18 protein-coding genes are annotated in these 18,586 nt (G+C 71.7%); 11 read left to right on the top strand and 7 right to left on the bottom strand.

The features are described from left to right. The 6 genes from ACGFW6_RS42810 to ACGFW6_RS42785 form a co-directional block, all read left to right on the top strand. Nucleotides 1-523 (top strand): class F sortase (locus ACGFW6_RS42810; RefSeq protein ID WP_393522512.1); only part of this gene is annotated, 523 nt, incomplete at its 5' end. A 239-nt stretch (nucleotides 524-762) separates the two neighbouring features. Further along, nucleotides 763-2,100 carry an ABC transporter ATP-binding protein gene (locus tag ACGFW6_RS42805; RefSeq protein ID WP_393522509.1) on the top strand — a complete coding sequence of 446 codons (1,338 nt, stop codon included), beginning with the start codon at nucleotides 763-765 and terminating at the stop codon, nucleotides 2,098-2,100. Nucleotides 2,101-2,130: 30 nt separating this feature from the next. Further along, the gene (locus tag ACGFW6_RS42800) at nucleotides 2,131-2,583 is read left to right on the top strand and encodes a DUF3574 domain-containing protein (protein WP_393522507.1); all 453 of its coding nucleotides are present in this window, start codon (nucleotides 2,131-2,133) and stop codon (nucleotides 2,581-2,583) included. Nucleotides 2,584-2,700: 117 nt separating this feature from the next. Continuing rightward, a complete protein-coding gene (locus ACGFW6_RS42795) occupies nucleotides 2,701-4,089 on the top strand; it encodes an aldehyde dehydrogenase family protein (protein ID WP_393522505.1) in 1,389 nt (462 codons plus the stop codon). A gap of 11 nt (nucleotides 4,090-4,100) precedes the next feature. Further along, complete coding sequence (locus tag ACGFW6_RS42790) at nucleotides 4,101-5,180, top strand: Zn-dependent alcohol dehydrogenase (RefSeq protein ID WP_393522502.1); 1,080 nt, start codon at nucleotides 4,101-4,103, stop codon at nucleotides 5,178-5,180. 126 nt (nucleotides 5,181-5,306) lie between these two features. Next, nucleotides 5,307-6,632 (top strand): MFS transporter, encoded by a 1,326-nt coding sequence (locus ACGFW6_RS42785; protein ID WP_393522499.1) that lies wholly within the window; start codon nucleotides 5,307-5,309, stop codon nucleotides 6,630-6,632. Here the strand turns inward: ACGFW6_RS42785 and ACGFW6_RS42780 are convergent. From ACGFW6_RS42780 to ACGFW6_RS42770, 3 genes are all read right to left on the bottom strand, one after another. Further along, complete coding sequence (locus ACGFW6_RS42780) at nucleotides 6,624-7,562, bottom strand: DMT family transporter (RefSeq protein ID WP_393522516.1); 939 nt, start codon at nucleotides 7,560-7,562, stop codon at nucleotides 6,624-6,626. The two genes, ACGFW6_RS42785 and ACGFW6_RS42780, sit on opposite strands and share 9 nt — an antisense overlap. 118 nt (nucleotides 7,563-7,680) lie before the next feature. After that, nucleotides 7,681-8,391 (bottom strand): ArsR/SmtB family transcription factor, encoded by a 711-nt coding sequence (locus ACGFW6_RS42775; protein ID WP_393522496.1) that lies wholly within the window; start codon nucleotides 8,389-8,391, stop codon nucleotides 7,681-7,683. A gap of 260 nt (nucleotides 8,392-8,651) precedes the next feature. Beyond that, entirely contained in the window at nucleotides 8,652-9,293 is a 642-nt protein-coding gene (locus tag ACGFW6_RS42770; RefSeq protein WP_393522493.1) for a TetR/AcrR family transcriptional regulator, read from the bottom strand. Nucleotides 9,294-9,416: 123 nt separating this feature from the next. Here ACGFW6_RS42770 and ACGFW6_RS42765 point away from each other — a divergent pair, with 123 nt between their 5' ends. The 3 genes from ACGFW6_RS42765 to ACGFW6_RS42755 all read left to right on the top strand — a co-directional run bounded on the left by ACGFW6_RS42765 (nucleotide 9,417) and on the right by ACGFW6_RS42755 (nucleotide 11,597). Beyond that, complete coding sequence (locus tag ACGFW6_RS42765; RefSeq protein ID WP_393522490.1) at nucleotides 9,417-10,568, top strand: acyl-CoA dehydrogenase family protein; 1,152 nt, start codon at nucleotides 9,417-9,419, stop codon at nucleotides 10,566-10,568. Between the two features lie 69 nt (nucleotides 10,569-10,637). Next, nucleotides 10,638-10,883, top strand: coding sequence for a YiaA/YiaB family inner membrane protein (locus ACGFW6_RS42760; RefSeq protein WP_030955107.1), 246 nt, complete (start codon nucleotides 10,638-10,640; stop codon nucleotides 10,881-10,883). Nucleotides 10,884-10,973: 90 nt separating this feature from the next. After that, nucleotides 10,974-11,597 (top strand): TetR/AcrR family transcriptional regulator, encoded by a 624-nt coding sequence (locus ACGFW6_RS42755; RefSeq protein ID WP_393522487.1) that lies wholly within the window; start codon nucleotides 10,974-10,976, stop codon nucleotides 11,595-11,597. Between the two features lie 34 nt (nucleotides 11,598-11,631). Here ACGFW6_RS42755 and ACGFW6_RS42750 read toward each other — a convergent pair whose 3' ends face one another. Beyond that, nucleotides 11,632-12,093 (bottom strand): MaoC family dehydratase, encoded by a 462-nt coding sequence (locus tag ACGFW6_RS42750; RefSeq protein ID WP_393522485.1) that lies wholly within the window; start codon nucleotides 12,091-12,093, stop codon nucleotides 11,632-11,634. Nucleotides 12,094-12,226: 133 nt separating this feature from the next. On the opposite strand from ACGFW6_RS42750, the gene soxR reads away from it, so the two are divergent. Then, the gene (soxR, locus tag ACGFW6_RS42745; RefSeq protein ID WP_393522482.1) at nucleotides 12,227-12,700 is read left to right on the top strand and encodes a redox-sensitive transcriptional activator SoxR; all 474 of its coding nucleotides are present in this window, start codon (nucleotides 12,227-12,229) and stop codon (nucleotides 12,698-12,700) included. A gap of 157 nt (nucleotides 12,701-12,857) precedes the next feature. On the opposite strand, the gene ACGFW6_RS42740 is transcribed toward soxR, so the two are convergent. The 3 genes from ACGFW6_RS42740 to ACGFW6_RS42730 all read right to left on the bottom strand — a co-directional run bounded on the left by ACGFW6_RS42740 (nucleotide 12,858) and on the right by ACGFW6_RS42730 (nucleotide 15,540). Next, nucleotides 12,858-13,925: an RNA ligase (ATP) gene (locus ACGFW6_RS42740; RefSeq protein ID WP_393522480.1), complete on the bottom strand. Its 1,068-nt coding sequence runs from the start codon at nucleotides 13,923-13,925 to the stop codon at nucleotides 12,858-12,860. Nucleotides 13,926-14,039: 114 nt separating this feature from the next. After that, complete coding sequence (locus ACGFW6_RS42735) at nucleotides 14,040-14,759, bottom strand: 3-keto-5-aminohexanoate cleavage protein (RefSeq protein WP_393522478.1); 720 nt, start codon at nucleotides 14,757-14,759, stop codon at nucleotides 14,040-14,042. 175 nt (nucleotides 14,760-14,934) lie between these two features. Then, entirely contained in the window at nucleotides 14,935-15,540 is a 606-nt protein-coding gene (locus ACGFW6_RS42730) for a hypothetical protein (RefSeq protein WP_393522476.1), read from the bottom strand. Between the two features lie 242 nt (nucleotides 15,541-15,782). Between ACGFW6_RS42730 and ACGFW6_RS42725 the strand changes: the two genes are divergently transcribed. Next, nucleotides 15,783-18,581, top strand: coding sequence for a penicillin acylase family protein (locus ACGFW6_RS42725; protein ID WP_393522473.1), 2,799 nt, complete (start codon nucleotides 15,783-15,785; stop codon nucleotides 18,579-18,581). The last annotated feature ends 5 nt before the right edge of the window (nucleotides 18,582-18,586 follow it).

Raw genomic sequence — 18,586 nt, 5'->3', positions numbered from 1 at the left:
CGCCACGAAGCCCGCCAAGCGCTCCGGCGGCCCGAGCCCCCTGCCCCGCTCCCGCGCCACCCGCCTCGTCATCCCCTACATCAGCGTCGACTCCCCGCTGATGGACCTGCGCCTCGACAGCGAGCGGCGCCTGCCCGCGCCCCCGGAGGAGGAGCCCAACCTGGTCGGCTGGTACGCGGACGGACCCTCGCCGGGGGAGCAGGGCACCGCCATCGCCGTGGGCCACCTCGACACCGACACCGGACCCGCCGTCTTCGGCGGCCTCGGCGAACTGAAGCGCGGCAAGCGCATCGAGGTCCGGCGCGCCGACGGACGGACCGCCGTCTACTCCGTCGACGCCATCAAGACGTACCAGAAGGACAAGTTCCCCAACCGCGAGGTGTACGGCCCCCGGTCCCGCCCCGAGCTGCGCCTGATCACCTGCGGCGGCAACTACAACCGCCGGACCGGCTACACCGGAAACGTCGTCGTCTACGCCCATCTCACCGCCACGCGTGAGCCGAAGGGCGCCGGCCGGCGCTGAATCCGGCCGTCCGTTTGCCCGCCTGATGGACAGCGCCGCCCGATTCGGGCCGTTCCCTTCCCCCCGCCGCACACATTCCGTTAACTTCCGTGACTCATACGCCCCGTGCGACCCGCGCGAGGCGTTCGACCGCGGAGCGCCGGGGCCCGTCCGGCGGAGCGCGTGCCGGACCGTGCGTACCCGGACCCGGCATGCCGGACGGCCCCCGGTGCCTGAATGAGCCCCCGGGGGCATCCGTCATGACACGCGCCATCTCCCTGCACGACGTGAGCAAGTCCTACACGCGGGGCACCCGTGTCGTGGACCGGCTCTCGCTGGACATCGAGCCCGGTGAGTTCCTGGTGCTGCTCGGGCCCTCCGGCTGCGGCAAGTCCACCGTGCTCAGGATGATCGCCGGTCTGGAGGAGATAGACGAGGGCGAACTGCTCCTGGACGGCGAGTGGGCCAACGACCTGCTGCCGGCCGACCGGCGCATCGCGATGGTCTTCCAGAACTTCGCCCTCTACCCGAGCATGACCAGCCGCGACAACATCGGGTTCCCGCTGCGCATCGAGACGCCGGGCGAGGACCCCCGTACGCGCGTGGACGCCACCGCCCGCATGCTGGGCATCGAGGACCTGCTCGACCGCTTCCCCGCTCAGCTCTCCGGCGGCGAGCGCCAGCGCGTCGCCATGGGCCGGGCCATCGCCCGCCACCCCTCCGCGTTCCTCATGGACGAGCCGCTGTCCAACCTCGACGCCAAGCTCCGCAACCACCTGCGCGCCGAGATCTCCGGCCTCACCCGCAAGCTCGGCGTCACCACGGTCTACGTCACCCACGACCAGGCCGAGGCGATGTCGCTGGGCGACCGGGTCGCCGTCCTGCGCGGCGGCGTCCTGCAGCAGGTCGGCACGCCCCGCTCGGTCTACTCGCTGCCGCGCAATGTCTTCGTGGCCGCGTTCATCGGCATCCCCCGCATCAACCTGCTGCGCGGTGTCGTGCGGGCCCCGCTGGACGGCGCGATGACCATCAGCCTGGGCAAGCAGTACCTCCGGCTGCCCGAACCCCTGTGCCTGGACCACCAGTTGCTGCGGGTGCAGCAGGGACGCGAGGTCATCGTGGGCCTGCGTTCGGAGGCCGTCCGTATCGCCGAGCCCGCCAGTGCCCGTCCCGGCGAGGTGCACATCACCGGCCTGGTCGAGCATGTGGAGTTCCAGGGCCACGAGGTCCTCGTCCACTTCAACACCGGCTCCCGGCCCGCCGTGGTGCCCGACCTGGAGGCCCCGCGTCCGGTTCCGCCCGTGCGGCGCCGGCGCCGGGACTCCGGCTCGGTGCTGGAGCGGCTGCGCAACCGCGCGGGCGCCCTGCGCGCCGGGCCCGTGGTGGCACTGGAGCACCCGGCCGACGACGCCCACGACCCCGCGCCGCCCGAAGGCCGCCTCCCCGGCGACCTCATCGTGCGCACCACACCCGACTTCGACCTCCGGCACGGCATGCACGTCCCGCTCCTGGTCGACCTCGCCCATCTGTTCGTCTTCGACCAGCACGGCGACCGCATCTGCCCGGCCCCGGCGCGACTGCCGGATCTGGAGGAATGACGCACCCCGGACATAGGTAGTCATGGGTGCATGAACGTGCAACTCACCCGAACTCGGGCTTCCTTGGCGGTCGCCGGTCTGCTGCTGGCCGTCGGCGCCCCGACCGCGTACGCCACCCTCGACGACACCGCCGCCGCGGTGCCGGCGCGCGGAGAGCCGTACATCGAGACCCGGTTGTTCTTCGGTACCGCACGCCCCGACGGCGGTCCGGCCGTCACCGACCGGCAGTTCATGGACTTCGTCGACGAGGAGGTGACGCCCGATTTCCCGGACGGGCTGACCGTGCAGAGCGGGCGCGGCCAGTGGCGGGACGGCGGCGGGACGATCGAGAAGGAGACGTCGTACGAGCTGATCCTGCTCTACCCCGAGGTGCGGGCGCAGGACAGTGACCGCAGGATCGAGGAGATCCGCGGCGCCTATGAGAAGGCGTTCGGGCAGGAGGCCGTGGGGAGGGTGGACGACCGGGCGCGGGTCGACTTCTGATGTCATGGGGTCCGGCTGATCGGCCGGGGTGTCTGGCGCGCAAAAACTATCGCCGCTAGTTTATGAGCCCGGCGACCACAGCCGGACGACGATGCGCCCCGCCCGGGAGGAAGCGTGATGAAGGCACACGACGGCATGTACATCGACGGCGCGTGGCGCCCCGCCGCGAGCGGGGACGTGATCGAGGTCGTGAACCCGGCCGACGAGCAGGTGATCGGGCGGGTCCCGGCCGGCACCGCCGTCGACGTCGACACCGCCGTACGGGCCGCCCGCGCCGCCTTCCCGGGCTGGGCCGCGACCCCGCCCGCCGAACGGGCCGCACGGCTGGCCGCCCTCCGGGACGTCCTGATGGCCCGCAAGGACGAGATCGCCGAGACGGTCACCGCCGAACTCGGCTCGCCCCTGAAGTTCTCCGAGGCCGTCCAGACGGGCGCGCCGATCGGGGTCGCGGGCTCGTACGCGGAACTGGCCGCGACGTACGCCTTCGAGGAGCGGGTCGGCAACTCGACCGTGTACCTGGAGCCCCTCGGCGTGGTCGGCGCGATCACGCCCTGGAACTACCCGCTGCACCAGATCGTCGCCAAGGTCGCCGCGGCGCTGGCGGCGGGCTGCACGGTGGTCCTGAAGCCCGCCGAGGACACCCCGCTGGTCGCCCAGCTCTTCGCCGAGGCGGTCCACGAGGCCGGCGTCCCCGCGGGCGTCTTCAACCTGGTCACCGGCCTCGGCCCGGTCGCGGGCCAGGCGCTCGCCGAGCATCCGGACGTCGACCTGGTCTCCTTCACCGGCTCCACGGCCGTCGGCCGGCAGATCGCCGCGGTGGCCGGAGCGGCGATCAAGAAGGTCGCCCTGGAGCTGGGCGGCAAGTCCGCCAACGTCATCCTGCCGAGCGCCGACCTGGCCAAGGCGGTCAACGTCGGTGTCGCCAACGTGATGTCCAACTCCGGCCAGACGTGCAGCGCCTGGACGCGGATGCTGGTCCACCGCGACCAGTACGACGAGGCCGTGGAGCTCGCCGCGACCGCCGCCGCGAAGTACGGCGAGCGCATCGGCCCGGTGGTCAGCGCCAAGCAGCAGGCGCGGGTGCTCGGCTACGTCGAGAAGGGCGTCGCCGAGGGTGCGCGGCTGGTCGCGGGCGGCACCGAGGCGCCGCGCGAGCAGGGCTACTTCGTCAGCCCCACCGTCTTCGCCGACGTCACCCCCGAGATGACCATCGCCCAGGAGGAGATCTTCGGCCCGGTCCTGTCGATCCTGCGCTACGACGACGAGGAGGACGCCCTGCGCATCGCCAACGGCACCGTCTACGGCCTCGCCGGCGCCGTGTGGGCCGGCGAGGAGGCGGAGGCGGTCGCCTTCGCGCGTCGGATGGACACCGGGCAGGTCGACATCAACGGCGGCCGCTTCAACGTCCGCGCCCCCTTCGGCGGCTACAAGCAGTCGGGTGTGGGCCGCGAGCTGGGCGCACACGGCCTGGCCGAGTACCTCCAGACCAAGTCCCTGCAGTTCTGAGGAGCCCGCACATGGTTCGCGCCGCCGTCCTGCCCGCCATCGGTGCCCCGCTGGAGGTCACCGACATCGAACTGCCCGACCCCGGTCCCGGCCGGGTCCGCGTCCGCCTGGCCGCCGCCGGGGTCTGCCACTCCGACCTGTCCCTGTCCGACGGCACCATGCGCGTCCCCGTCCCCGCGGTCCTCGGCCACGAGGGCGCCGGCACGGTGGTGGCCGTCGGGGAGGGCGTCACGACCTTCCGGCCCGGCGACGGCGTCGTCCTCAACTGGGCGCCCTCGTGCGGTAGTTGTCACGCCTGCGGGCTCGGCGAGGTCTGGCTGTGCGCCAACGCGCTGAACGGCGCCGCCGACGTCTACGCCCGCACCGCAGCGGGCACCGACCTGCACCCCGGTCTGAACGTCGCCGCGTTCGCCGAGGAGACGGTCGTCCCGGCCGGCTGCCTGCTGCCGCTCCCGGACGGCGTCCCGCTCACCGACGCCGCCCTGCTGGGCTGCGCCGTCCTCACCGGCTACGGCGCCGTGCACCACTCGGCACGGGTGCGGGAGGGGGAGACGGTCGCCGTGTTCGGCGTCGGCGGGGTCGGCCTGGCCGCCCTCCAGGCCGCCAGGATCGCGGGCGCCGCGAAGATCGTCGCCGTCGACGTCTCCCCGGAGAAGGAGGAACTGGCGCGCGCTGCGGGAGCCACCGACTATGTGATCGCCTCCGAGAACACCGCCCGCGAGATCCGGGGCCTGACCGGCAAGCAGGGCGTGGACGTGGCCGTCGAGTGCGTGGGCCGCGCGACCACGATCCGCACGGCCTGGGACTCCACCCGGCGCGGCGGCCGCACCACGGTCGTCGGTATCGGCGGCAAGGACCAGCAGGTCACCTTCAACGCGCTGGAGATCTTCCACTGGGGCCGCACCCTCGCCGGCTGCGTCTACGGCAACTCCGACCCGGCCCGGGACCTGCCGGTGCTGGCCGAGCACGTGCGCGCGGGCCGGCTGGACCTGGGTGCGCTGGTCACCGAACGCATCGCGCTGGAGGGGATTCCGGCGGCGTTCGAGAACATGCTCGCGGGCAAGGGCGGCCGGGCCCTGGTGGTGTTCTGAGCCTCTGAGATCGCCCGGGGCCCTCGGGTGCCCCGGGCAACCTTCCGGCACAACCGTTGACCCCATACCGTCCGGTCAGTACGTTCGCCGCCAACGTCCCCACCGCACCCACCGGAGTGTGCACGCATGGACATGGCCCCCTCCGCTCACCCCGACACCACCACGACCGCCCTCCCCACGGTCAACAGGCGTCGCGTGGCCACAGCGGCGGCCCTCGCCTCGGCCGTCGAGTGGTACGACTACTTCGTCTTCGGTATCGCCGCCGCCCTCGTCCTCGGCGATCTGTACTTCCCGGCCGGCAGCCCCACCGCCGGAGTGCTCGCCGCCTTCGCCACCTTCGCGGTCGGCTTCCTCGCCCGCCCCATCGGCGGCATCGTCGCGGGTCAGCTCGGCGACAAGCGCGGCCGCAAGCCCATGCTGGTCCTCGCGCTGACCCTCATGGGCATCGCCACCACCGGCATCGGCCTGCTCCCCACCTACGAGACGATCGGTGTCGCCGCCCCGATCCTGCTGGTCCTGCTGCGCGTCGCCCAGGGCGTCGCGGTCGGCGCCCAGTGGGGCGGCGCGATGCTGATGGCCACCGAGTACGCCCCCGAGGGCAAGCGCGGCGTCTACGGCAGCGTCGTCCAACTCGGTGTCCCCATCGGCGTGGTCAGCGCCAACACGGTCTTCCTGCTGGCCGGAGCCTTCACGACCGACGCGCAGTTCGCGGCGTGGGGCTGGCGGGTGCCGTTCCTGATCGGCCTGTTCGTCCTCGCTCTCGCCTGGTACATCCACACCCGCGTCGAGGAGACCCCCGAATTCCGGGAGGCCGAGCGGGCGTTGGCGGAGAAGGAGAAGACGGAACAGAGCAGCCCGCTGCGCGCCATCCTGAAGGGCCACCTCGGCACGGTCCTGCTGGCCGGCGGCTCCTTCGCCGTCAACACCGCGACCTTCTACATCCTGATCACCGGCGTCCTGGACTACACGACCCGGGAACTCGACATGGACAAGAGCGCGGTCCTCACCGTCTCGCTCTGCGTCAGCCTCACCCAACTGGTGCTGATCCCGGCCGCCGCCGCGCTCTCCGACAAGATCGGCCGCATCCGCGTCTACGCCCTCGGCGCCGCCGGCATCGCCCTGTGGGCCGTACCGATGTTCCTGCTCATCGACACCGGTTCGCTGCTGTGGCTGGCGGTCGGCTCCTTCGTCGCCAGCTGCTTCCTCAGCATCATGTACGGCCCTCAGGCGGCCCTGTTCGCCGAGCTGTTCACGCCCGAGATGCGCTACACGGGCGCCTCCCTCGGCTACCAGATCGCAGCCGTGCTCGGCGGCGGCCTCGCGCCCTTCGTCATGGTGCTGCTGCTGGAGGCATCCGGCACCTCGATGGCGGTGTCCGCCTACATCATCGGCCTCGCCGTGATCGCCCTGCTGTCCATCAAGGTGCTGGCCGGCCGGGCGGGTTCACGCTGACTCGCGGGTCTGCTCGGGTCGCGGCGCGCTCGCCACGACCCGGGCGGACCGGGTCCGGGACCGCGACACCGCCACACCCGCCAGACACAGCGCCCCGCCCGCGAGCGTGAGCAGCCCGGGCACCTCGCCGAGCGCCAGCCACGACATCAGCACGACCAGCGCGGGCACCGCGTACGTGGTCGCGCCCATACGGCTGGCGGTCGTACGGGCCAGGGCGTACGCCCAGGTCGTGAAGGCGAGCGCCAGCGAGAAGACGCCGAGGAAGACCAGGTTGAGCGTCGCCGACAGCGAGGCGTGGGCCGCGTCGTCGACGAGCTGCCCGGCGAAGGGCAGGCAGAGCACCGCGCCGACCAGACACCCGTACGTCGTCACCTGGAGCGCGCTCGCATGGCCGAGCGCCGGCTTCTGCGCGACCGCGCCACCCGCGTAGCCGATCGCGGCGAGCAGGCACAGCACCACCCCGAGCACCGAGGATCCGCCCTCGTCGGACATCGAGAGCCCCACGGTCACGGCGCCCGCGAAGGACACCGCCATGCCGGCCAGCAGCCGCGGCGGCATCGGATCACCGAGCAGCCGCGCGCCCAGCAGCGCGATGAGGATCGGCCCGATGTTCACGACCAGAGCCGCCGTACCGGCGTCCACCTGCTGCTCGCCCCAGTTCAGGACGACGCTGTAGAAGCCGAACCACAGCAGGCCCGCTATCGCGATCCCGGGCCAGGCGGCGCGGGGCGGCGGTCCCTCGCGGCGAACGAGGCAGATGAGCCCCAGCACCGCGGCACCGACGAGCAGCCTCCCCAGCGCGAGTGCGCCGGGCGAGTACTCGGCCCCGGCACTGCGGATGGACACGAAGGCCGAGGCCCACATCACGACGGTGACGGCTGCCGCGCCGGCGGCGAGCACGTCGGGACGGCGGGCAGGGGAGACGTTCATCATGCTCCAGAGGTTAGGGAGGCGGAGCTGCGGAAGCTCGCGGATTTCGGACGGCTCGTTGGCCGTCCGCCGGTTCGTTGTGGCTGGTCGCGGGGTTCTCCGCGCTCCTGCGGGGCGCTCAGCGCAGCGCTGTCCCATCGATGCCCAGCAGCTCGGACAGGGCCCGTTCTCCCGACGGAGTCACCTTCACGGCCCGCTCCGAACCGATCCGCACGCACCAGCCCGAGTCCAGCGCGTGCCGGCACAGAGCCGCGCCCGCGACGCCGGCCAGATGGGGCCGGCGTTCCGTCCAGTCGAGGCAGGCGCGGGTCAGCGGGCGGCGGGTGGTGCGGTCGAGAGGGATGCCGGCGCCGTCGAACCAGCCGAGCCCCGCATCCGTCAGCGCGAACCCGGTGTCCTGGCGCAGCAGCCCGCGCGCGGTCAACGCGTCGGTGACCGTGATCCCGAGCCGCCCGGCGAGATGGTCGTAGCAGGTCCGGCCCCGGGCCATGGCGGAACCGGCGCTGGACTCCCGCAGATTCCGGGGCCGACGCGCCACCTTGGGGGACACCTGGGCGGCCAGCTCCTCCACGAGCTGGGCGACCCGGTCGTCGGCCAGCCGGACGTACCGGTGCCGTCCCTGCCGCTCCTCGGAGAGCAGCCCGCCCGCGACCAGCTTGCCCAGATGCTCGCTCAGCGTCGACGCCGCGACCCCGGCGTGCCGCGCCAGCTCACCCGCGGTCCACGCCCGCCCGTCGAGCAGCGCCAGCAGACACGCGGCCCGCGTCTCGTCGGCGATGAGTCCGGCGAGGCGGGCGAGCTGCGGTGCCTGGGGGTCCTTGGTGGCCATGCGTCCCAGCATGGGGCACGGACACTTCGGCGCGGACCGAAGAGTGACCGGGGCTGCCGCAGGCGCCCGAGAGCGGTCTCCGACGTCCCCGTCGGCGGGGTGGCGACCGCCGGTCCGCCTGGCCGCCGTTGTGCGTGCGCGGACTCCGAGGTTCCCGTCGGCGGGGTGGCGATCGCCGGTCCGCCTGGCCGCCGTTGTGCGTGCGCGGACTCCGAGGTTCCCGTCGGCGGGGCGATGACCTCGTGCCCGCCGGGTAGCGCTCAGATCTCCCGGCCGACCTGTTCGTACTGTCGCGCCAGTCCGTCGAGCAGCGCCGCGAGGCCCGTCTCGAAGGCCCGTTCGTCGATCTTCTCCTGCTGCTCGGCGAGGAGGTGGGCCTGTCCGAGGTGCGGGTAGTCGGCGGGGTCGTACGCGCTCGCGTCGTCCACGAACCCCCCGGCGAACGAGCCGAGCGCCGAGCCCATGATGAAGTACCGCATCAGCGCGCCGATGGACGTGGCCTGCGCCGCAGGCCAGCCCGCCGCCACCATGGCGCCGTAGACCGCGTCGGCGAGCCGCAGCGCGGCCGGGCGGCGGCCGGGGCCGCGGGCCAGGACGGGCACGATGTTGGGGTGGTCGCGCAGGGCCGCACGGTAGGAGACGGCCCAGTCGTGCAGTGCCGTCCGCCAGTCCCGGCCGCCCTCGAACATCGACAGGTCGACCTGCGCGCTCACCGAGTCGGCGACCGCCTCCAGGATCTCGTCCTTCGTGCGGAAGTGGTTGTACAGGGACGGCCCGCTCACCCCCAGCTCGGCGGCGAGGCGGCGCGTGGAGACGGCCGACAGGCCCTCCGCGTCCACGAGTTCGCGAGCCGTCTCGACGATCCGGTCGTAGCTGAGGAGGGGCTTGCGCGGTCGGGCCATGGCGCACATAGTAGGGCTGCCCGACGTAAACTAGCAGTGCTAATTTAAATGTACGGCTTTCAATGTACGGCTCTCTATGGCCACCGCCCGCGGGGATGGCCACCGTCTGTGGGGTGACTCTGCATGAACCTGGAGCTCAGCGAGGAGCAGACCGCCGTCCGCCGCCTCGCCCGGGACTTCGTGGCCCGCGAGATCGCACCGAACGTCGTCGAGTGGGACCGTGCGGAAGACATCGACCGCGCGATCGTCAAGAAGCTCGGCGAGGTCGGCTTCCTGGGCCTGACGATCGACGAGGAGTACGGCGGCTCGGGCGGCGACCATCTGGCTTACTGCCTGGTCACGGAGGAGCTGGGGCGCGGCGACTCCTCGGTGCGGGGGATCGTGTCGGTCTCGCTCGGCCTGGTCGCCAAGACGATCGCGGCCCGGGGGAGCGAGGAGCAGCGACGCCGCTGGCTGCCCGGGCTCACCGCGGGCGAGCTCGTCGGCTGCTTCGGCCTCACCGAGCCGGGTACCGGCTCCGACGCCGGCAACCTCTCCACGAGGGCCGTGCGGGACGGCGACGAGTACGTCGTCAACGGCACCAAGATGTTCATCACCAACGGCACCTGGGCCGACGTGGTCCTGCTCTTCGCCCGCTCCACGGACGCGCCGGGCCACAAGGGCGTCTCCGCCTTCCTGATCCCCACCGACACCCCCGGTCTGACCCGCCGCACCATCCACGGCAAGCTCGGCCTGCGCGGCCAGGCCACCGCCGAACTCGTGCTGGAGGACGTCCGGGTCCCTGCGTCGGCCATGGTGGGGGAGGAGGGCAAGGGCTTCTCCGTCGCGATGTCGGCCCTGGCCAAGGGGCGGATGTCGGTCGCCGCGGGCTGCGTCGGCATAGCCCAGGCCGCCCTGGACGCGGCCGTCCGCTACGCCGGTGAGCGTGAGCAGTTCGGCAAGCCCATCGCCCGGCACCAGCTGGTCCAGGAGCTGATCAGCGACATCGCCGTGGACGTGGACGCGGCGCGGCTGCTGACCTGGCGGGTCGCCGATCTGATCGACCGCGGGCAGCCCTTCGCCGTGGAGTCCTCCAAGGCCAAGCTCTTCGCGTCCGAGGCGGCCGTGCGCGCCGCCAACAACGCCCTCCAGGTCTTCGGCGGCTACGGCTACATCGACGAGTACCCGGCGGGCAAGCTGCTGCGGGACGCCCGTGTGATGACCCTCTACGAGGGCACGAGCCAGATCCAGAAGCTGCTCATCGGACGGGCGTTGACGGGGGTCTCGGCGTTCTGAGTACCTGCGCGCGTCTTCTAGGTACTTCTGCGGATGTGGCGGCGGCCACATCCGCCGACCCTTGTCCTCATGAGTGACGCTTCGGGCAAGCAGCAGAACACCGCCGCCTTCTACGGCCAGGCGGTCGCCTCCTTCGCGGTCGCCATGGCCGCCACCGCCATCGGCATCTTCAAGCTGAACGCCGACGCCTGGGTGCGCGCGTTCCTCGCGATCGCCGTCCTGTACCTCGTCACCTCCGCCTTCACCCTGGCCAAGGTGATCCGGGACCGTCAGGAGGCCGACCGGCCCGCGTACCACCCCTTCGAAAAGCTCTGAGAACCGCACCGGCCGGAACGAGCACGCTAAGCGCTCGCTCACCCTGGGCGGTATGGTGGTTCCTCTGTCAGCGAGAGGGGCGAGTGAGCGATGAGTACGGCGGAGGAGACGGCCGGCGGCGAGACGTCGGCGTGGGCCGAGGTCACGCCCGACGCGGCCCGGCGGTTGCTGATCGCCGCCGTGGAGGCCTTCGCCGAGCGCGGCTACCACGCCACGACGACCCGTGACATCGCGGGCCGCGCCGGTATGAGCCCGGCCGCGCTCTACATCCACTACAAGACCAAGGAAGAGCTGCTCCACCGCATCAGCAGGATCGGCCACGAGAAGGCCCTGGACATCCTGCGGACCGCGGCCCGGCGCGAGGGCACCCCCGCCGAGCGGCTCTCCGACGCCGTGAGCTCCTTCGTCCGCTGGCATGCCGGGGGGCGCACCACCGCGCGGGTCGTGCAGTACGAACTGGACTCGCTCGGCCCGGACGCCCGCGCCGAGATCCTCGCGCTGCGCCGCCAGTGCGACGCCGAGGTGCGCGCGATCATCGAGGACGGGGTGGCGGCCGGCGACTTCGACGTCCTGGACGTCAAGGGCACGACCCTCGCCGTCCTGTCGCTGTGCATCGACGTGGCCCGCTGGTTCAGCGTCGACGGGCCCTGGACGCCGGACGAGGTCGGCGCGCTGTACGCCGACCTCGTGCTGCGGATGGTGGGGGCGAAGTAGGCCCGGCCGGCCGCCGGAGTGCCCGGCGTGCCGGCTACAGGTAGTAGCGCGAGACGGACTCGGCGACGCACACCGGCTTGTCCCCGCCCTCGCGCTCCACGGTGAACGCGACGCTGACCTGGACGCCTCCCGTCACGTCGTCGACGCCGGTGATCGTCGCGGTGGCGCGCAGCCGCGAGCCCACGGGTACCGGCGCGGGGAAACGCACCTTGTTGGTCCCGTAGTTCACGCCCATCCTCACGCCCTCGACCGCGATGAGCTGGGGGCCGAAGAGGGGCAGCAGCGACAGGGTGAGATATCCGTGCGCGATGGTGGTCCCGAAGGGGCCGCCGGCCGCCTTCTCCGGATCGACGTGGATCCACTGGTGGTCACCGGTGGCCTCCGCGAACAGGTCGATCCGCTTCTGGTCGACCTCCAGCCAGTCCGTGTACCCCAACTGCTCGCCCACCGCCGACTTCAGGTCGTCGACGGAGGTGAAGATCCTCGGCTCTGCCATGTCTCGGCCTCCCGCGTCACGTATGCCCAGTGAGTGTTACCTGCGCCCATGTCTAAGCAACTGCTTAGCATGCTAGGTGGCCGGGTCTCTGTCAACGGACCGGGGCGGTGATCCGGGTAGGTAGGTTTGAGGCGTGCCCCAGATCCCCGAGAAGATTCACGAGCTCACGGTCGGCCAGCTCTCCGCCCGTAGCGGCGCCGCCGTCTCCGCCCTGCACTTCTACGAGTCCAAGGGCCTGATCAGCAGCCGGCGCACCTCCGGCAACCAGCGCCGCTACACCCGTGACACCCTGCGCCGGGTCGCCTTCGTACGGGCCGCGCAGCGCGTCGGCATCCCCCTCGCCACCATCCGTGACGCCCTCGCCGAGCTCCCCGAGGAGCGCACCCCCACCCACGAGGACTGGGCGCGTCTGTCGGAGGCGTGGCGTTCCGAGCTGGACGAGCGCATCAAGCAACTCAACCGCCTCCGCGACCACTTGACGGACTGCATCGGCTGCGGGTGTCTCTCGCTGGACAGCTGCGTCCTGTCCAATCCGGACGACGCCTTCGGTGAGCGGATGGCGGGGTCGCGGCTGATGGCGGAGCGGGCGAGAGGCCGTCGCGGGTGACGGATCGCTCGCCCATGGACTCGGCGACTCGGCGTCTCGGGGCCGGCGGCGGGCGCGGGGCATGGGCGGCTCGTCGCGCGGTTCCGCGCGCCCCTGAGGCATTGCGAAGCCGGCGGCCGTCCGGCCGCCCCGGTCCGCGGACGGCCGCCGGCTCCGCTCACTCGTACTCGGTGCCGCCCTTGCGGGTCAGGTACGCCGGGCTGACCGCCTTCGCGATCGCCCGTCCGCCGGTCACCGCGCTGTACCGCTCGACGGCCGGACGTATCACCACACCCTCACGCAGGTGCAGCCCCCGCCCGGACACGGTCTCGCGTCCGCTCGCCACCTCCAGCACCCGCGCGATGTCGAAGGGCCCCTCGAACAGCCGCGGTACCAGGGGGAGTTCGCCGTCCAGCAGCTCCGTCGCGTCCAGCCACCGCACCCGTCCGTCGATCTCCGCGGACACGTCGAACGCGGCGTACCCCAGCGTCTCGCGCCGGCCGTCGGCGCCGTACGTCAGGTCCTGCACCCCGGCCCCGAAGACCTCCCCGAAGACGCCGACCCGCCGGGCCCCGAGCCGCCGCGCCAGCCGGGCCGCCGCCTCGGCGACGCCGTGGCCGCGGATCGCGCGCCAGTACAGGTTCCGCGACTCCTCGCGCAGGGCCAGCGACTTCGACCCGAAGCCCTTGGAGGAGACGTACACCCGCTCCTCGTCGGCGACGTACGTCAGCAGGCACGCCGAGCCGTGCAGCTTCTCGGTCAGCACCACCGGCTCGCCGGGCGTGAAGATGTCCGGATACCGCTGGATGTTCTCGATGTCGACCCACGGCAGCAGATCCGGCGCCGACTCCACGTCCCCCGACATCGTCGGCGGGATCGGCGGCACCCACTTGGTGATCCCGAGCAGTTCGGCGAAGTCGGTCCCCTCGCCGGCCGCCCGGGTCAGATCCACGTCGGCCAGCGCCTTCGGACGGCACACGATTCCCTGCGACAGCTCACCGCGCAGCCGCACCGCCTTGACCCGGTCGGCCCCGCTGCCCGCCAGCCGCCCCGTCAGCCCCAGCTCCTCGATCAGGCCGGCCGGCAGCACCGCCTGCTCGGGGATGTAAAGGGCGGCCTCGCCGGTGCGGTACGCGCCCTTGGCGACGACGGCCCGGTACAGACCCACCTGGGCCAGTTCCAGCGCGTCGGCGTTGGGATGTTCATGGACGGTCAGCACTTCCGCGGTGACGCGCAGCGTCGACATGAGGGGCTCCTTCAGGTGCTCGGGTGTCGTTTCATCGCCCCCAACTGTCCGTAAGGGAAAGGGATGGAGCGACCCGTTTAGCCCCTGCTATGGTCACGCACCTCGCCCGGGCGCTCAGGACGTTCGCGCGTACTGGACCAGCCCTTCGGTCACCAACTGGGCGTTGGAGCGGGCGCGTTCACCGTCCGGAAGGGTCAGGGTGTCCTCCAGGCCGACGCGCGTCGCCAGCCCCAGCCGGCCCGCCAGCCGCAGCACCGGCCACGCGCTCCCCTCCTCCCCGTGCAGCAGCACCGGACGGCCGAACGCCGGGCCCAGGTCGGTCAGCAACGCCTGCGCGGTCGCCTCGGCCGTCCGCGCCGATGTGTCCGTCACCTCCGCCAGCACCCGCAACACCCGCGGCCCCAGCGGCGAGGCGGCGAACCGCGCGGCGCCGTCCGTGCCGGACCAGATGCCGGCCTCCACGCCCACACCCCGTTCCATCAGCGCCGCCGCGAGTTCCTCGGCGCCCTCCTCGTGCCAGTTGACCGAGGCGTGGTCCGGCAGCACCGTCCAGCTCCGCACCCGCTCCAGCCGCACCGCCGGATCCGGCTCCGCCCACGCGCCCGTCGTCACACCGACCGGCACCGACACCCGGGCCCGTATCGCCTCCAGCACCGGCGCGAGCACGCGCGGCGACAGACTGTCCTGCCCGCAGGGGGTCTTGGGGTGGACGTGGATGTCCGTGGCCCCGGACGCGACGGCCTCGGCGGCGGAGTCGGCCAGCGCCTCCGGCGAGAGCGGCACCACCGCGCCGTCACCGGCTCCGCGAGCTCCGTTCAGACACACCTGGATCATGGGTCGATGGTGCCAGTCACCACTGACAGTCGCCGCCCCCACGAAGGCGGGCCTCACGACGGCGGGCCTCACGAAGGCGGGCCCCGGCGAAGGCCGGCCCTGGCAAAGGGGAGCACGGGAAACAGGGGAGCCCTGGCAAAGGGGGGTGCGGCATCCCCGGCGCACCCCCGTCGTACTAGGCGGACACCAGCAGCCGCCGTCCGCGCCTGGCAGCCGCCAGCGCCTCGGGCGTGAGAACCGGACGCGGCACCACGATCCCGCAGTCCGTGCAGACCGGGCCCGACGAAGGTTCATGGGCCAGGTCGTACTTCCAGATCAGTCGCCCCCCGCTGCACGCCGGGCACTCCGAACCCGGTTCGCGCTCCAGCGCGGAGATCAGTCGGCGCAGCACTTCCGCCAGGGGTTCCTGCGGGTGAACCCGGGGGTCGTCGCACCAGGCGACGCCGAAACCGCCCCAGGTCAGCCGGTGCCAGTCATCCACGCTTCCCGGCCTGCGCAGTCCGTCGTGCTTTTCCTTCTTGCGCCGCTCGGCGAACTCGACCTCGTAGGCCAGCCAGACCGAACGTGCCTCCTCCAGCTCCTCCAACGCGGCCACGAGCCGCGCCGGGTCGGGGGAGCGGTCCTCGGGACCGAATCCCGCCCGGGAGCACAAGTGGTCCCAGGTCGCCCTGTGCCCGTAGGGAGCGAACCGCTCCAGGCACTTACGCAGCGAGTAGCGCCGCAGCGCGAGATCGCACCGCGGATCGCGCACCTGTCTCGCCAGACTCCGGAAACCGGCCATCGCCCTGCACCTCCGTCACATCTGCACCTGTACTTCGGTCACTTCGGCGTTGTCGCACGGACTTCGTGCGACGTTGACGAATAGACGTATCGACAAGCGATTCGGCTCCATCCGATTTCCCATGACCTCCCGAGCGAGTCCTCGTGGCGTCGCGGTGGCTCAAAAAGTGACGCATGTTCATCTTCAATCCCGGGGATACCGCCGGTAACACTCTCGGCCCACCCTCGTCGGTAGGAGCTGCCATGCCACGGCGTACCCCACGTACCGCGCCAGACAGACTGAGAACTCCCGGCGGATCCCCCGGGTTCCTGAAGGCGGCATCCGTATGCGCGCTGATTGCCGGTCTTTTGTCGCCTCTTTCCCCGGCGGCCACCGCGTCCCCGGCCGCGGCGGCCGAAGCCACGGCCGTGAACGACCACTGCGGGAACCAGTGCTCCGACGTCCTGCCGCCGGGCCAGAACGGCAACGCCACCCTCGCCCAGATCCTGCTCAACCAGGCCTTCGGCACCCAGCCGGAACACGCTGAGGACCAGCTCGGGCCGTATGCCAACCTGGCCAAGGGCTACTCGGGGCTCACCAACGCGACGATCAACACCTTCTTCAACGACGCCTCGTTCGGCGTCCCCTCCGATCAAGTCGCCTCCACCGTCAGTCCCGCAGGGCGCGGCGATGTGACGATCGTCCGGGACAAGAAGACGGGTGTGCCGCACATCACCGGTACCACCAGATACGGCACGGAGTTCGGTGCCGGCTATGCCGCGGCCCAGGACCGGCTGTGGCTGATGGACGTTTTCCGCCACGTCGGACGTGGCCAACTGACCTCCTTCGCGGGCGGCGCCCCCTCCAACCAGGGCCTTGAGCAGCAGTTCTGGCGCAACGCGCCGTACACCGAGGCCGATCTCCAGGCGCAGATAGACAACGCCGTGTCCTCCAACGGTGAACGAGGGCAGCTCGCCCTCGCCGACGCCAGGGCCTACCTCGACGGCATCAACGCCTACATCGACGCCTCCGACAGCGGCCGCTACTTCCCCGGCGAGTACGTCCTGACCGGGCACAAGGACTCCGTCACCAACGCCGGCACGATCGAGCACTTCAAGATCACCGACCTGGTCGCGCTCGGCTCGGTGATCGGCGCGCTGTTCGGCTCCGGGGGAGGCGGCGAGGTCGACAACGCGCTCTCCCTGCTGGCCGCCCAGGAGAAGTACGGCGTGACCGAGGGCACCGAACTGTGGGAGTCGTTCCGCGAGCGCAACGACCCCGAGGCCGTCGTCACCGTCCACGACAAGAGCTTCCCGTACGCCACCAAGCCCGCCGACCCGCAGGGCGAGGCACTGCCCGACGCGGGCTCGGTGACCGAGGAGCAACTGGTCTACGACCGTACGGGCAGCGCGTCCGGCGCGGCGGCTTCCGGCGCCTCGACCACGGCCGCCCGGACGGCGATGACCTCGGCGAAGCGGGGCATGTCCAACGCCCTCGTGGTCGGCGGCGAGCACACCGCGAGCGGCCACCCGGTCGCCGTCTTCGGCCCGCAGACCGGCTACTTCGCCCCCCAGCTGCTCCTGCTCCAGGAGATCCAGGGCCCCGGCATCAGCGCCCGCGGCGCCTCCTTCGCCGGCCTGAGCATGTACGTGGAGCTCGGCCGCGGCCAGGACTACGCGTGGAGCGCCACGACCTCCGGCCAGGACATCATCGACACCTACGCCGTCGAGCTGTGCCAGGACGACCACCACTACCTGTACCGCGGCACCTGCACGGCGATGGACAAGGTCGAGCAGAAGAACGCGTGGAAGCCGACGACCGCCGACAGCACCCCCGCGGGCTCGTACACGATGCGGGTGTGGCGCACGAAGTACGGTCCCGTCACCCACCGCGCGACCGTCGGCGGAAAGAAGGTCGCCTACACCACCCTGCGCTCCTCCTACCTGCACGAGGCCGACTCCATCATCGGCTTCCAGATGCTGAACGACCCCGACTACGTCAAGGGCCCCGAGGACTTCCAGAAGGCGGCGCAGCACATCAACTACACCTTCAACTGGTTCTACGCCGACTCCGCGCACACCGCCTACTACAACAGCGGCGACAACCCGGTCCGCGCGGCCGGCGTCGACGCGGAGTTCCCGGCGTGGGCGCAGCCGGCGTACGAGTGGCGCGGCTGGGACCCGGCGACGAACACCGCCGACTACACCCCGCCCTCGGCGCACCCCAACTCCGTCGACCAGGACTACTACATCTCCTGGAACAACAAGCAGGCCGAGGACTACACGAGCGCGCCCTGGGGCGACGGCTCGGTGCACCGCGGCAACCTGCTGGAGAACCGGGTGAAGAAGCTGGTCGCCGCGGGCGGTGTGACGCGGGCCTCGCTGGTGAAGGCGATGGCCGAGGCGGGACTCGCCGACCTGCGGGCCGAGGACGTCCTGCCGGATCTGCTCGAGGTCGTCAACAGCTCCGCGGTGACCGACTCCGCGGCCGCGGCGGCCGTCGGCAAGCTGCAGACGTGGCTGTCGGCGGGCGGCAGGCGCACCGAGACGTCGGCCGGCTCGAAGAAGTACGCCGACGCCGACGCGATCCGCATCCTCGACGCGTGGTGGCCGCTGCTGGTCAAGGCCGAGTTCGAACCCGGCCTCGGCAGTGAGCTGTACGCCGCGATGACCGCCAACCTGCCCATCGACGAGTCCCCGTCGGCCGGGCACGGTCCGACCGGCTCGCACGCCGGAAGCTCCTTCCAGTACGGCTGGTGGAGCTACGTCGACAAGGACATCCGGGCCGTCCTCGGCGAGTCCGTACAGGGCCCGCTCGACCGGAAGTACTGCGGCGGCGGCAGCCTCGGTGCCTGCCGGGACTTGCTGATCAGCACCCTGAAGGAGGCCGCCGGCAGGACCGCGGCGCAGGTCTACCCCGGCGACGACCAGTGCTCGGCGGGCGACCAGTGGTGCGCCGACTCGATCGTCCAGCGCACCCTGGGTGGCATCAAGCACGGCAGGATCAGCTGGCAGAACCGGCCGACGTATCAGCAGGTCGTGGAGTTCACGTCCCACCGGTGACGGTG

This window comes from Streptomyces sp. Y7 (genome assembly GCF_043195415.1).
Taxonomy (GTDB): domain Bacteria; phylum Actinomycetota; class Actinomycetes; order Streptomycetales; family Streptomycetaceae; genus Streptomyces.
Note: the sequence above shows the minus strand (reverse complement) of the source record. Positions and strands in the feature narration are given on the sequence as shown.